The 14878-nt window shown below is 56.0% G+C and carries 13 protein-coding genes; 9 read left to right on the top strand and 4 right to left on the bottom strand.

Annotated features, from left to right (window positions below; all coding sequences use genetic code 11):
* Window positions 1-35 precede the first annotated feature (35 nt).
* The gene (locus MICA_RS11205) at window positions 36-470 is read left to right on the top strand and encodes a hypothetical protein (protein ID WP_014103881.1); all 435 of its coding nucleotides are present in this window, start codon (window positions 36-38) and stop codon (window positions 468-470) included.
* 16 nt (window positions 471-486) lie between these two features.
* The gene (locus MICA_RS11200) at window positions 487-963 is read left to right on the top strand and encodes a hypothetical protein (protein ID WP_014103880.1); all 477 of its coding nucleotides are present in this window, start codon (window positions 487-489) and stop codon (window positions 961-963) included.
* Between the two features lie 79 nt (window positions 964-1042).
* Here the strand turns inward: MICA_RS11200 and MICA_RS11195 are convergent, their stop codons facing one another.
* The gene (locus MICA_RS11195; protein WP_014103879.1) at window positions 1043-2020 is read right to left on the bottom strand and encodes a transglutaminase-like cysteine peptidase; all 978 of its coding nucleotides are present in this window, start codon (window positions 2018-2020) and stop codon (window positions 1043-1045) included.
* A gap of 176 nt (window positions 2021-2196) precedes the next feature.
* Here MICA_RS11195 and rfaE1 point away from each other — a divergent pair, with 176 nt between their 5' ends.
* From rfaE1 to MICA_RS11180, 3 genes are all read left to right on the top strand, one after another.
* Window positions 2197-3657, top strand: a complete 1461-nt coding sequence (gene rfaE1, locus MICA_RS11190) for a D-glycero-beta-D-manno-heptose-7-phosphate kinase (protein ID WP_014103877.1) — start codon at window positions 2197-2199, stop codon at window positions 3655-3657.
* Window positions 3658-3786: 129 nt separating this feature from the next.
* Window positions 3787-4449, top strand: coding sequence for a hypothetical protein (locus tag MICA_RS11185; RefSeq protein WP_014103876.1), 663 nt, complete (start codon window positions 3787-3789; stop codon window positions 4447-4449).
* Window positions 4450-4465: 16 nt separating this feature from the next.
* The gene (locus MICA_RS11180; protein WP_014103875.1) at window positions 4466-5242 is read left to right on the top strand and encodes a FlgO family outer membrane protein; all 777 of its coding nucleotides are present in this window, start codon (window positions 4466-4468) and stop codon (window positions 5240-5242) included.
* A gap of 10 nt (window positions 5243-5252) precedes the next feature.
* Here MICA_RS11180 and MICA_RS11175 read toward each other — a convergent pair whose 3' ends face one another.
* The 3 genes from MICA_RS11175 to MICA_RS11165 are packed head-to-tail and all read right to left on the bottom strand — an operon-like array spanning window position 5253 to window position 8230.
* Window positions 5253-5942 (bottom strand): hypothetical protein, encoded by a 690-nt coding sequence (locus MICA_RS11175; protein ID WP_014103874.1) that lies wholly within the window; start codon window positions 5940-5942, stop codon window positions 5253-5255.
* 3 nt (window positions 5943-5945) lie between these two features.
* Window positions 5946-6779 (bottom strand): SDR family oxidoreductase, encoded by an 834-nt coding sequence (locus MICA_RS11170; RefSeq protein WP_014103873.1) that lies wholly within the window; start codon window positions 6777-6779, stop codon window positions 5946-5948.
* 14 nt (window positions 6780-6793) lie between these two features.
* Window positions 6794-8230, bottom strand: coding sequence for a D-alanyl-D-alanine carboxypeptidase family protein (locus tag MICA_RS11165; RefSeq protein WP_236619905.1), 1437 nt, complete (start codon window positions 8228-8230; stop codon window positions 6794-6796).
* A 348-nt stretch (window positions 8231-8578) separates the two neighbouring features.
* Between MICA_RS11165 and MICA_RS11155 the strand changes: the two genes are divergently transcribed.
* From MICA_RS11155 to MICA_RS11140, 4 genes are all read left to right on the top strand, one after another.
* On the top strand, window positions 8579-9082 hold the full coding sequence (locus MICA_RS11155; RefSeq protein WP_014103871.1) for a phasin family protein: 504 nt from the start codon (window positions 8579-8581) through the stop codon (window positions 9080-9082).
* A gap of 282 nt (window positions 9083-9364) precedes the next feature.
* Entirely contained in the window at window positions 9365-9823 is a 459-nt protein-coding gene (gene clpS, locus MICA_RS11150) for an ATP-dependent Clp protease adapter ClpS (protein WP_014103869.1), read from the top strand.
* 167 nt (window positions 9824-9990) lie between these two features.
* Window positions 9991-12291 carry an ATP-dependent Clp protease ATP-binding subunit ClpA gene (gene clpA / locus MICA_RS11145; protein ID WP_014103868.1) on the top strand — a complete coding sequence of 767 codons (2301 nt, stop codon included), beginning with the start codon at window positions 9991-9993 and terminating at the stop codon, window positions 12289-12291.
* Window positions 12292-12508: 217 nt separating this feature from the next.
* The gene (locus MICA_RS11140) at window positions 12509-14878 is read left to right on the top strand and encodes an AAA family ATPase (protein ID WP_014103867.1); all 2370 of its coding nucleotides are present in this window, start codon (window positions 12509-12511) and stop codon (window positions 14876-14878) included.

Raw genomic sequence — 14878 nt, 5'->3', positions numbered from 1 at the left:
AAGATTTTAAAAACCGAAAAAAGAGAGAGTGTGTTATGAAACTGCAGAATATCTTTAAAAAGGCCGCGCGCTTGTTTGGGGCTGGGCCGCAATTCTATTGTTATGTTGATGGATTCGACACAGCGATCAAGCGGATGGACAACAATACGTTCGAATTGCGTATCCGGGCGAATGGAAAAAATCCCGACTATCCGGCCGCGGATCAGGACATGGTTCTGCGCGTTGACCATGACACGGAATGCCGCCGCGGCTTCGTTGATGGCCGTTTGTTCGTTGAGAAAAATACGAAATACAAAGCCTTTGAGCTGGTCGAAGCTTTTGATTCCGCGCGCGCTTATCATGGTGTTGTCCTGCGGGCGAAAATCACGACCTTTGGCGGATACAGAACCGAGGAAAATCTGCGTCTGGTTCCGCGCCAATCCACGATCACGCTGGCGCAAAAACAAAACCAGCCTGATGCGACGATTTAAATAAAAGGATTTGGTGATGACCCTCAAAACATTGTTTCGCGCTGCTGCCGCGCACCTGTTTGGTGGCCCGGTTGTTCAGAAGAAAATTGATGGTTTTGATGTATCGCTGGATCGTCAGGATAACGGCTGCTTCGTTTTCCGTGTTCGTGCCAATGGCCAAAATCCGGAATATCCGGCACAGGACGAACCGGTGCTGATGAGCTTTCGCCGCAAGGCGAATCCGGGAAGTGGGACCACGAAGGCGATGCAGGGGCCAGAGGTGATCGTTCACAATTCGGCCCGTTATGTCGGGTTTGAATTGGTCGAGGTTTTTAACAACGGCAAGGATTTCGTAGGCCGTTATACGCCCGATCATCACGGTGTTATCCTGCGCGCGGATATTGTCTATGCGGATGGGCAAACGGGCTCGGCGGCCATGGGGGCGTGGGTTCGTAAGTCTGATCAGGAAAAGCCAGACTGGAAGAAACTGGGCCGTGGTCCCATGATGATATAACCGAAAAAGAAAGAAGCCCGGATTTTTGATCCGGGCTTTTTTAGTTGAACAGGGAACTTAAAACTTCAAAACCTAAACCTTACTGGGCTGATGCCAGAACCGTGCCTTGCGGTTTGTTGTGCAGCCACCACGCATCGCGGTTGATCGAGAAGATCGGGCGATACCGGCTGGTCAGCGAATTCGCGGTGCGCACGCTCTTGTTCTGGTTGTCCAGGATCAATGCGCCGTCATCCGTATACACAACCAAAACGGCGTGCGGAATGTTTTTTTGCAAATCATGCACAATGGCGATGCGCAGGCGGCTTTCCGGTACGCCCAACGCGCGCAGCATGGTGTATTTGGCAATCGCGTAATCTTCGCAATCACCGCCCCGGGCAAAGAATTCAACCGGGGTGGCCCAGTAATCGCTGTTGCCGTAGTTATCCTTGTCCTCGATATAACGGACAGCGTTTGCGATGGTATTCACGCGGGCGGCCATGGCGTCCAACGGCAAACCTTGCAACGGCTCAATCTCGGCCTTGATGGTTTTAATGCTGGATTTTGCGGATGCGCCGCCCATTGCGGTTTCAAACCGCACGAACATATCCGTCCATTTTGTGAACGGTTTCAAATTCGTGGATTGTTTTTCATTCGCACCGAACAGGTTCGGATAATAATTCACCGGTGTAAATGCGCTGTTGGCAACGCTGGCCAATGTGACCTGCGCCGGCAGGTCGCGCACGGATGCGGCGTTGGCGCGTTTGATGCCAAACATCGTAAAGCCCAAAGCAATGGCAAGGGATGCAGCCATCAGGCGCAGTGTCATTTGCTGGGCCAAGGCGCGGTACAAATCCTGACGACGGATCATGCGTTCGCGGAGCAGAACGCGACCCAGAGGCTCAGACGCGCCAGATGTTTTTTGGCGGGCCAACGCATAGCGCAATTCCTGCGGCGTTAAGGCCCCGGTGTAAACCAGCACTTCGCCCAGACGATTGCGGTCAACGGATACTTTGATCCGGTTCAGCACGCCACCCTGGCTGTGTGATTTTAAAGATGATCCGCCCGATTCAAAACCCACTCAAAAACCCCGAAAATTCCCCGAAAATTAAGCCCAAACCCGTCTTTTGTTCCTACCATTAAAGCGGAGAAACGTTGACGAAACCTAAACAAACAGGCAAAAAGAGACGGACTGGCGCAAATCGCCGATAAAATGCTGAAAAAACAGGGGCTTGCCCTGTAGATCCTTTGGATATTATGACGCGCAATTCTTTGCAAAATGCAGTCGTGGCCGTGATTGGCGACATCATGCTCGACCGGTATGTGACCGGCGATGCCGTGCGCCTGTCGCCCGAGGCCCCGGTGCCGGTTTTGTCCAACACGACAACGCGGGCCGTTTTGGGGGGCGCGGGTAACGTTCTGGCCAATCTGCGCGGGCTGGGCGTGCGTGTGCATCTGGCGGGTGTTGTTGGCGATGATGCGGATGCGGGCGCGTTGCGCGCCATGATGGCCGATATCGGTGCGGATGCCGCCGGATTGCTGGTGGCAACCGATCGCCCGACCATTGTGAAAACCCGGTTTATGGCGGGCAATCACCATCTCCTGCGTCTGGATGCCGAAGATGCGCGGCCTGTGGGCGACGATGTCGCTGCGCGCCTGATTGCGCAGGTGCAGGCTGCATTGAATGACGGCGCGCGCGCACTGATCCTGTCCGACTATGGCAAGGGGACGTTGACGCCTGCGGTCATTGCAGGGGTCATTGATGCGGCCCGGGCCAAGAATATTCCGGTTCTGGTGGACCCGAAGGGGCGGGATTATTCTATCTATCGCGGGGCCAGCATCGTGACGCCAAACCGCAAGGAACTGGCCGAGGCCACCAACAACCTGCCCAATGCCACGGATAGCGACATTGTTGTGGCTGCGCGGCATTTGATCAAAACATCCGGGATTGATTGCGTCATCGCCACCCGGTCCCAAGACGGGATGAGCGTGGTGCGCGCCGATGGCACACCCTTGCATTTGCGGGCGCAGGCGCGCGCGGTGTTCGATGTCTCCGGTGCGGGCGATACGGTCATTGCCACGATCGCCGCCGGTCTGGCTGCGGGCATGGATCTGAATGATGCGGCCCATCTGGCCAACCGGGCTGCTGGCATTGTCGTTGGCAAGGTTGGCACCGCGCCGATTTTGATGGATGAACTGGAATCCGCTGACGCCATCAGCGACATGATCGCTCCCGTTTGCGACAATTGGGATGATGCCGCCAAAATCGTTGAGGGCTGGCGGGCGCAGGGCCTGAAAATCGGCTTTACCAACGGCGCGTTTGATATTCTGCACCCGGGTCACGTGACCTATCTGGCGCAGGCGCGCTCGCGCTGTGACCGTCTGGTGGTCGCCCTGAACTGCGACGAATCCATCCGCCGGTATAAGAGCAAAGACCGCCCGATCAATGACGAAGACTCCCGCGCGCAGGTTCTGGCGGCGCTGGGCGCGGTCGATCTGGTGGTGATCTTTGGTCGGACCAAGGAAGAGGATGACAAGGCTGAGCTGATCATCCGCCGCATCAACCCGGATGTGTTGGTGAAAGGCGCGGATTACGAAGGCAAGCATGTCGATGGTGCGGATTATGTTCAATCCCGCGGCGGCGTGGTCTGGCTGGCTCCGGTGGTCGCGGGCAAAAGCACGACCGCGATCGTGAAGAAGTTGCAGGGGCAGGGCTAAGCAATTTTCCGCCTGCAAAGACTGTATTTTCTGGGTAATCCCTGATAGCATGAACCGGTCTGGCGTTCTGCCATGCCGCCCTTCTTGATTCTTTTTGCGGCCATCCACTGTCTTTATAGGAATTTGACCATGCCTGCTTTGTCCCGTCTGGTGCGCGTTTTCACATTGGCTTCTGCTGTTGTTCTGGCGGGTGGGCTTGCGGCTTGCGCTGACACCACAATGCCAACGGGTTACACCTATCATAATGAAGTGTACAAGGCGCCTCCGGGCAAGGAAGCGTCCAAACCGGCCCACGTCGTTGGTCAGGGCACGGCTCCGGCCATGGTTGTTGATCAGGCTCCGGTGCAGCAAACCGAAGGTCTGCCGCCCGGCTTTACCAATGCTGATATCGATTCCCTGACCGTTGTGGCCGAAGATCTGCTGGCCAAACTGGTGCGCAATTTCGGCCGTCCGATGGAGCCGACGATGGTGATTACACATCCGGCCAACACCAACCGCGATGCGGCCATGGAAATGGCCCTGCGCCGCGCGATGCAGAATCAGGGTATTCCAGTGTCGACCGCGGCGGGCGAAGGTCCGTTCTCTTTGGGCTACGCGATTGCTGACCGGGCCCAGAACGGCGCCGGGGCTTATACGCTGGACGCGGAAATCTTCCTGGTCGTTCAGGGACAGGAAATCACACGTCAGCATGGTTCGGTGGATGTCTCTGCCGCGCCGGTTTACATGAATAATCCGCCGGTTCCGGTGGCTGATGTGTCCAGCGACCCGATTGTCGTTGATAGCGGATTCTAAAAAGCAGGAGCATGCGATGATGTCTGTTCGATTGCCATCGCTGGTTCTTGGGGCCTGCGCTTTGCTGGGGGTTGGTGGTGTGCTCAGCGCGTGTGCGGTCGCGCTGGCGGTGCAGGATGAATTGTTCGATACTTCAAAAATCAATCTGACGGATTCGTCTTATGCGGCGGCGGATATGCTGGCGCAACAATCCCGCGCCCATGTCAATGCGGCGACACCGGTGCAAATCTTCCCGCTTTATGATGTGGCCATTCCTGGTGAACTGACCCCATTCGGTCAAACCGTATCGAACCAGTTGGGCGCACGGTTTGTGCAGTTGGGATATAACGTCTATACGGGCGGCCTGCCGCCGGACAGCGTGCCGTCCACCATTATGGCCCCGCAAGTGGGGGTCGGTGCGCCGAAACCTGTGATGAAAGGCGTCACGCCATCATCCGCCAGTGGCATGGGTAAACCCGGTCTGGTGCAGATGTATGGGTCCTATGCCCGCGGCAAAGACCATATTATGATTTCGCTGCAGATGATTCAGGCGGAAACCGGACGCGTTCTGTCGGCCTACGATTACACGCTTCCGGCAACGCGTCAGTTGCGTGAAATGAGCATGACAAAAGCGGAGCGGGATCAACTGGCGACCGGCATGGCCTATAGCGCGACCACACCGCCGCCGGAAACGGCCGCGGCGAACCAGCCCGCGCATCAGGCCAAAGCAATCTATCCGTCGGCCGCGACCACACCGCCTTATGCGCCGCCCGCGCCTGTGACCGCGTCACAGCCGATGCCGCTGACGAAATAAGGCTCAGGCCTTAACGCGCCAGAATAACCTTGTAAAAATGCTGCGTATTGCCGGCCCCGGTGCAGGTAACGCACGCTTGCGGTGCGGGGGTAAAGGTAAAGCTGGATCCATCCATCGTATTCGGCGCGACGGCAAACACGCCGCTGAAACGCACACCCGATGAATCATAGACACAGGTGCCCGTATCATTGGTCGCGCCCAATTGCCCCAGTGATTTATTCATGGCTGTGCAAAATTCTGGCGTGACATTGGGCAAAACGGCGATCAGATCGGCAGCATCCGTTCCCACATCCGGCGCGGCAGTCGTGCCGTAAAATTGCCAGGCCGTACCGTCATTGATTCCGGCGGGCGGGTCCAGATAATCCGCGCCACCGCCCTGGACATGAAACACTTCGGCGGATGGGGTGGTGCCGTATGTGCCGTAATCGCTGTGTGCGTCCGGATGGGCGAAGCTGATGGCGGATTCTTCGCGCACATTCTGGTACGCAACTTCCGTGGCGCGCGCCAGTGCGCTGGCATTTTGCTGCACCTGGGACACCTTGATGACCATTTGTTCGGCGTCGATATTCGCGCTTTCCGATCCGCCGGATCGCAAGGCGGCCGTCACCAGGCCAATCAGCGCAATCCCCAGCAAGATGAAGAAGATCACGTTACCGGATTCGCCAGATTGGGGGCGTGATGGGTTGCGTTTTTGCTGCATGGTTTAATCCAGGAAAATATCATCCACCGGATCAAGCCCGGGGGTCGTATTATACTGTGAAAAATCATTGATACCGACCAGGCGCAGGGCGCTTTCATCGGTGTAATGCTGACCGGTTTCAAATCGTCCATTGCATCCGGTCAGGATGGCATAGGCGGCCTCGGCAACAATTTCGGGTGTGCGCGACGCATTATAGGCATCGGCGAAAAACACGCGCACGGCGTCCGTGGCGATCAATGTTTGCGGCCACAGCGTGTTGGCATGGATATGCCAGTCCTTAAATTCCGCCGCAAACCCCATGGTCAGCAGGCTCATCCCATATTTGGACAGGCTATAGGCCGGGCACCGCCCGATCCACTGGCTGCCCAGATTGAGCGGGGGGGATAGGGTTAAGATTTGTGCCGGGGAATCAGCCGTGGCGGATTTTTGCAGATGGGGCAGGGCGGCTTGCACCACGGCAAACGTGCCGCGCGCATTCACATCCATCATCAAATCATATTTGCTCATCGGCGTGTGGGGCGTGGGGGCGGCGTGGATGGCGCTGGCGTTATTCACCACCATATCGATCCGGCCGAATGTTGCGGCAATGGTCTGGATCGCACCCGCAACCACATTTTCATCGCGGATATCCACGGCCAGCGGCAAAGCGCGCCCTCCTGCCTTTTCCACGGTGTCGGCGGTGGTGTGGATGGTGCCCTCCAGTGTCGGGTGGGGCGTGTCGGATTTGGCCAGAATGGCGATATTGGCTCCGTCGCGCGCGGCCCGTATGGCAATCGCGGCACCAATCCCGCGGCTGGCCCCGGTGATGACGATCGTTTTATCTTTCAGCGACGTCATCGGCAGATCCTTACTCAGAACGCGCGGGGGGAAATGGTCATGCAATCCGTGAAATACCGACAGGCTTCAATGGCCTGGTTGCGGGAAAATCCCTTGATCCTGGCGCGGAAGACGGTGCTGCTTCCGGCGCTTAAGGGGACGATCACCGGCTGGGCCACCTGGGCCAGTTGCGGCGGCAATTTCCCCTGTGAACTGGTCAAAAGCTGGTCGGTTTTCATGCGGTTGGTGAACGCACCAATTTGCACCGACCATGTATGTTCCGTACCGGATGTCACAATCGGGGCGGTGGTGGTCATGCTTTGCGGTTGCAGGGCGGCCTGCGCCGCGGGGGTGCGAATGACTTGGGGCTGAACCGGTTGCTGCGTTGGGGTCTGTGGCTCTGCGCGTGATACGGCACCAGCATTGCGTAATGCATTGACGGCGACCATGCCGCTTTCAATCCGTGTGGATGCGGTCGGGTCGGAATCGCCTGCGCCCATCATCTCTTCAAAATGGGTGGCGGCCACAACGGTGGTGCCTGTTTCCGTGCCCGGTTTGCGGTTTGGAACCGGGGCCGGGGCTGTGGCGCGGACGTTGGTTTGCGCCATCATCACCTGACCCGTGCCGATTTGTTTGAAACCGCGATCCAGCAGGTCGGCCACATGGGCGTTTCGGCTCTGGGTCGTGCGGCCGCCGAAGACGACAGCGATCAGGCGGCGGTCATTGCGCACAGCCGTGGCCGCCAGGTTGAATCCCGCCGGAACGGTATAACCGGTTTTCAGGCCGTCCATCCCGGCATAGGTGCTCATCAGCCGGTTATGGTTGTGATAATTCACGCCGTTATAACGAAAATTCTTGGTGCTGAAGAAGCGGAAGTTCCGTGGCTGGTTGTAGATGATGTGACGCGACAGGATGGCCATGTCCCGCACGGTTGACACCTGTGACGGATGGTGCAGGCCCGAGGCGTTGCGGAATGTTGTGTTGCGCATCCCGATTTCACGGGCGCGGCGGGTCATCATGCTGGCGAAATTGGATTCCGTCCCGCCCACGGCTTCGCCCAATGCGGCGGCCATGTCGTTGGCGGATTTTGTGACCAGCGCCAGAATCGCATCTTCAACCCGGATGGTGGACCCGGCTTTCAATCCGATCTTGCTGGGTTGCATGCTGGCGGCGTGTTGGGAAATGCGGATGCGGGTGTTCAGGTTCATCTCGCCCCGGTCCATCGCTTCAAACACCATCAGCAGCGTCATCATCTTGACCAGCGATGCGGGGTACAGGCTTTTGTCGGCATAGCGTTCATGCAGGATTGCACCCGTATCGGCATCCATGACGATTGAGGCGTAACGCGGGTTGTCTTGTGATTTCTTCTTCGCGGCATGGGCCGGGGTCGCGGCCAGCATCAGCCCGGCCATCAGGCCCAGCCCGAGGGCGGTGGAAAAAAATGTGCGAGCGTGCTGACGGAGAGTGGCCACGTCGTATCCCATTGTGGAAGAGATCCTGTATGCTTTTCGTTTCTTGTACGCGTCATGGCCCGATGGTCTGGCCCCATGGCAGAGCCAGATCGCAACCACGGCGGGTCCGACTCATAAGACCATGATAGGCGGGCAGACCCTTAAAGTCTATGAATCCGCTCGAAAAAATGCATACAGCCTCAGGGATAGACCACACCCCGAATCACGGGGCATTTTTTTCATTTTGAGAAGCGTTGTGCGTTGCACCATTTTTTCCCTTGACGCTCCAGGGGGTGCGTGTTACCTTGGTATTGTGCAATGCATCATATTCTTTGATAAATTATAAGCAAAAGGATAGGGAGAGCCACCATGACAGCGAAAAAAGCAAAAGCACCCCAAAAGAAGACCTCCAAAACCGCCGCCACGAATGTCCGCGCGCTGAAGGCCTCTGTTGAAACGCAATCCACTGAAATTACGGAGAAAATCATGACAACGACCAAAGCCACCACCGCCAATTTTGAAAAACTGACCAAGGACGCGTCGGCGCTGGGTCAAGAACAGGTTGAAGCGCTGACCCAGGCCGGGTCCGTGTTCGCCAAGGGTGTTGAAGACATCCTGAAAACCTACGTGTCCATCTCTCAGGACGCGGCCGAGAAAAATGCGGCTGCCCTGAAAACCCTGATGGGCTGCAAAACGATCAACGATTTCTCTGCCGCACAGACCAAACTGGCGCAGCAGCAATTCGAAGATTTCGTCGCCGCGTCGACCAAATTGTCCGAACTGGGCCTGAAGGTTACGACCGAAACGCTGGAGCCGCTGAACGCGCAGGCCAGCAAGGCGATTAAAAAAGCTACGGACGCCCTGGCCGCCTAAGACCCGCGCCACCGTCCTGCCCGAGTCCCATTCCAAATGGTGACCTTCCCAACTGCTCGTTCCCTTGCGGGAACGGGCATTTTTCTTTGTCGGGGCCGTTGATCTTTGTGCAGGCTGCGCAATTTTGTTACAGAATGCAGGGGTAAAAGGGTGCAAAACAAAAGGATTCGGGATTGTTTTGATGATTTTTAATTTTTCCTGATTCTGTTCATAATTCGTTATAATATTGATGGCAGTTTCCGCGCCCCACAGAAAAAAGACTTTTGAGAGAGCGTGTGAGCAATGACCAGTTTTTGGATTGAAGACGATATGGATTTCTGGCTGATGGCCCATGATGATGCCAACGATCCCCGACCGTTTTTCGGGCCGCATTTTGGCGACCTGATCAATGGTATGGGGGACGATCATGGGGACGATCTGCCCGATGATGGTGAGGGCGAGGAACGGCGTCAGGCTGGCCTGTTGCTCAAACCCCGGCCAAAGACGAAAAAGCCGTCCATGTACAAGGTGTTGTTGTTGAACGACGATTACACGCCGATGGAATTTGTCGTCCACGTTCTGGAACGGTTTTTTTCCAAGAACCGTCAGGAAGCCACCGACATCATGTTGCATGTTCACCGCCGCGGTGTCGGCATCTGTGGCATCTTCACGTACGAAGTTGCCGAAACCAAAGTGGCCCAGGTGATGGACTTCGCCCGCGCCAGCGAACAACCCCTCCAATGCACGATGGAGAAGGAATAAGGGTGAATATGAAAACACCCTGATTTCATTGATCATTCTTCATCTTTTATCAATTCGAATCGCTCCATACTCAAAATAAGCCCTGTGCAAGGGTGCGGGTCGTTAACTTTGGCCCGAAAATACTATATTGATAGAGACGCCAACCCTTTCCGCACCCGGACCTCGCCATGCTCTCACGCAATCTTGAAAAAACGCTCCACCGCGCTCTGGCTCTGGCCAATGATCACGGCCATGAATATGCGACGCTGGAGCATTTACTGCTGGCCCTGACCGATGATCAGGATGCGATGGCGGTATTGCGGTCCTGCGGCATTTCGCTGCCGGATCTGAAGGATCAGCTGGCGCATTATCTGGACAATGAACTGACCTATCTGGTCAATCGCAACGGCGAAGAATCCAAACCGACCACGGCGTTCCAGCGCGTTTTGCAACGCGCGGCGATCCATGTGCAATCCTCGGGGCGTGAGGAAGTGACCGGCGCCAATGTGCTGGTCGCCATGTTCTCGGAACGTGAATCCAATGCGGTCCATTTCCTGCAGGAAATGGACATGACCCGCTTTGATGCGGTGAATTACATTTCCCACGGCATCGCCAAGGTGCCGGGACAGAGCGAAATCCGCCCGCCCGAGGGCACCGAACCGGGTGAATCCGCTTCCGGTGATGACAAGAATGCCAAGCCGGGGCGCGATGCGCTGGAAACCTATTGCACCAATTTGAACAACAAGGCGCGGCGCGGCAAGATCGACCCGCTGATTGGCCGCCATGAAGAGGTTGATCGCACGGTGCAAATTCTCTGTCGCCGGTCGAAAAACAACCCGCTTTATGTGGGTGATCCGGGCGTTGGTAAAACCGCCATTGCCGAAGGGTTGGCCAAACGCATTGTCGATGGCGAAGTGCCAGACGTTTTGAAAACCGCCGTGATTTATGCGCTGGATATGGGTGCGTTGCTGGCGGGTACGCGTTATCGCGGTGATTTCGAAGAGCGGTTGAAGGCCGTTCTGGGCGAAATTGAAAAGGTTGATAACGCCGTTCTGTTTATCGATGAAATTCACACCGTGATTGGCGCTGGGGCCACGTCGGGCGGGGCGATGGATGCGTCGAACCTGTTGAAACCGGCCTTGTCGAACGGGTCTTTGCGCTGCATCGGGTCGACGACGTACAAGGAATACCGCAATCATTTTGAAAAGGACCGCGCGCTGGTCCGCCGGTTCCAGAAAATCGATGTGAAGGAACCGAGCATCGAGGATGCGATCAAAATTCTGAAAGGGCTGAAGCCTTATTACGAAGAACACCACAATGTGAAATACACCAATGATGCGATCAAGGCGGCGGTGGAGCTCTCTGCCCGCTATATTGGTGATCGCAAATTGCCGGACAAGGCGATTGATATTATCGACGAAGTTGGTGCGGCCCAGATGCTGGTGCCGGCGTCAAAACGCAAGAAAACCATCAATGTGAAGGATATTGAGGATGTGATCGCGGTGATCGCGCGCATTCCGGCCAAGGCGGTGAACAAAGACGATCGCACATTGTTGAAGAATCTCGATCGCGACCTGAAAACCATGGTGTACGACCAGGATCAGGCGATTGCGGTGCTGTCCGATTCCATCAAAATGGCGCGCGCGGGTCTGCGCGATGCGGAAAAACCGATTGGGTCGTATCTGTTCAGCGGCCCCACCGGGGTTGGTAAAACCGAAGTGGCGCGGCAACTGGCCAAATCGCTCGGCGTTGAATTGAAACGCTTCGACATGTCGGAATATATGGAGAAGCATTCGGTGTCCCGTTTGATCGGTACGCCGCCGGGCTATGTTGGCTTTGAACAGGGTGGCTTGCTGACCGATGCGATTGACCAGAACCCGCATTGCGTGTTGCTGCTGGATGAAATTGAAAAGGCCCATCCGGACCTGTACAACATTTTGCTGCAGGTCATGGACTACGGCAAACTGACCGATAACAACGGGAAAACGGTTGATTTCCGCAACGTCATTTTGATTATGACGACCAATGCGGGCGCGGCCCAGATGGCGAAATCGCCGATCGGGTTTGGCCGCACCATGGAAATTGATGGTGACAATGATGAAATCCGTCGCCTGTTCACGCCGGAATTCCGCAACCGCCTGGATGCCATTGTGCCGTTCCAGAATTTGAAGCCGGAAACCGTGGCGCGTGTCGTTGATAAATTCGTCATTCAACTGGAAGCCCAATTGGCCGATCGTGATGTGACCATCGTCCTGTCGGATGAGGCCCGCGCCCATCTGGCCGAAATCGGTTATGACCCGGCCATGGGTGCGCGTCCGTTGGCGCGTGTCATTCAGGAAAAAATCAAACGCCCGCTGGCCGAGGAATTGTTATTCGGCAAATTGACCAAGGGCGGCGTCGCCCATGTCGATTTCAAGGGCGGTGAGCTGATTTTCGATTATGAAGAGGCCCGCAAATCCGGTGCCCGTGAGAAAATCGACCAGGACTAGACCAGGGTTCGGCTGGCCGATTTACAGCGGTCTGGACCATCTTTGACCCCCGCCGGAACCCCGGACGGGGGTTAAAAATGGCTGAAATCAGCCAAAGCAAGAATATTTATTTCCATAAAATAAGATAATTTTCTTGGCACCCCTATGTAAAATCTCTATAAATTTCAAACAGGTTCAAAAACAAGAAACTTCTTTTGAGTAGGGACAAGGGATCGCCATGGAACAATCTGAAAATATGCGCCTCACCTTATTGCGCACACAGGACATCGCCATCGCACACGGCAACCAGATCATGATGCCGGAACATTTGTTGTTGGCGTTGCTGGATGATCCCGATTGCAAAACCGTTTTCAGTGCACTGAAAGTGGATGTTGCCAAGATCAAGGAAGAGGCGGAGCATTTCATCGTCGAACATTTCGATGTCAACCCGCGCCCGCTGCAGGATATCGACCTGGAAAAAAGCAGCGCGATGGGCACGATTTTGAATCGCGTCTATTACGAGAACACGACCAAAAACCCGGGCACCATTGCCAACAGCAAATCGCTGTTGCTGGCCTTGATGCGCGAACGCGGTTCAAATGCCGCGTATCTGTTGGAAAAACATGGCATCGGCAGCGCCGAAACGCTGGATAATTTCCTGACCCACGGAACGACGGTGAATCCGAAAGATGCCGCGGCGACGGATAATTATGGCCTGAGCAAGCGCAAGAACCCGGCGTCACAGCAGGGTGAGGAAGAAGAGGACGAACGTCCGCCGTTGGAACAGTTTGCGGTGAACCTGAACGAACTGGCTGCCTCGGGCAAAATTGATCCAGTCCTGGCGCGTCAGAATGAAATTAACCAGACGATTGAGGTCCTGGCCCGTCGTAAGAAAAACAACCCTATTCTGGTGGGTGAACCCGGCGTTGGTAAAACGGCGGTGGCCGAAGGGCTGGCGATGGATATCGTGAATGGCAATGTGCCGGACCAATTGCTGGGCGCGACATTGTATTCGCTCGATTTGACGGCGATGACCGCGGGATCGAAATATCGTGGTGATTTTGAAAAACGCCTGAAGGCCGTTTTGACCCAGCTGGAATTGACCCCGGGCGCTATCTTGTTCGTCGATGAAATCCACATGCTGATCGGCGCCGGTACGGGCAGTGACAGCAAGATGGATGCGGCCAACATTATGAAACCGTATCTGTCCAGTGGTCGGGTGCGTTGCGTTGGGGCGACGACGTATGCCGAATACAGCAAATATTTCGAAAAAGACGCGGCGATGAGCCGTCGCTTCCAGAAAATCGATGTGGCCGAACCGACCCCGGCACAGGCCATCGAAATTCTGAAAGGTCTGAAGAAACATTACGAAACCTTCCACGGTGTGACCTATACCGATGAAGCGATTGAAGCCGCGGTGAAATTGTCGGTCCGGTATATGACGGATCGCCAGTTGCCGGACAAGGCAATTGATTTGCTGGATGGGGCCGCCGCGCACCGTATCGTTGAACCACGCGCCACGAACGTGATCGACAAGGATGAGATGGAAGACACTGTCGCCCGTATCAAGCGCCTGCCGAAAAAGGAATTGTCGGGCGACGGGCTGGAAAAACTGCGCACGCTGGATTCCGATCTGCGCCAGGCCGTGTTCCAGCAAGATGCCGCGATTGATGCCCTGACCGATGCCGTATTGCTGGCTCAGGCTGGCCTGCGTGACCTGAATAAACCGAAGGGCAGTTATCTGTTCACCGGTCCAACGGGTGTGGGCAAGACCGAAATGGCGAAACAGCTGGCGGCAACGCTGGGCACGCAATTGGTGCGCTTTGATATGTCTGAATTTCAGGAGAAACATACTGTTGCGCGCCTGGTCGGGTCACCCCCGGGCTATGTCGGCCATGATGAGGGCGGCGAGCTGACCAATGCCGTGACCAAGCACAATAACTGCGTGCTGTTGCTCGATGAAATTGAAAAAGCCCACCCGGATGTTCTGAAAGCCCTGTTGCAGGTGATGGATGATGGGCGTTTGACGGATTCCCATGGCAAGACCACGGATTTCCGCAACGTGATTTTGATCATGACCAGCAACTTGCGCGATGCCGAAGTCAAAAAGGTTCAGGGCATCGGGTTCCATACCGAAACGCGCGAAGAAGTTCTGCGCGCGGATGAGGTGAGCCAATTCCTGCCGCCGGAATTCCGCAACCGCATGGATGCGCAAATCCGTTTTGATTACCTGAAGCCGGAAACGATGGGCTCGATCGTTGATAAATTTGTCAAGATCTTGGGTGGTCAGCTGGCGGAACGGAATGTCAAAATCGACCTGAGCGCCGATGCTCGCGACTATCTGGCCACCAAGGGTTATAACCGTGACATGGGGGCCCGTCCGATGGGCCGCCTGATCCAGACCGAGATCAGCACGCCGCTGGCGCGCCAGGTTTTGTTTGGTGAGCTGGCCAAGGGTGGTGCGGTTCTGGTGGATACCGAAGGACAGGGCCAGGATAAAAAGCTGCGCTTCCTGTTCAACGATGCTGCTGTGGCCAATGACAATAATCCAGCGGCGGCCAAGCCGGGAAAAACGCGCCGTCGTAGCAATGAAATGACGCCGAAATAA

Source organism: Micavibrio aeruginosavorus ARL-13 (assembly GCF_000226315.1).
GTDB lineage: Bacteria > Pseudomonadota > Alphaproteobacteria > Micavibrionales > Micavibrionaceae > Micavibrio > Micavibrio aeruginosavorus_B.
The sequence above is the reverse complement of the archived record's forward strand: the minus strand, read 5'-3'. Positions and strand labels throughout refer to the sequence as shown.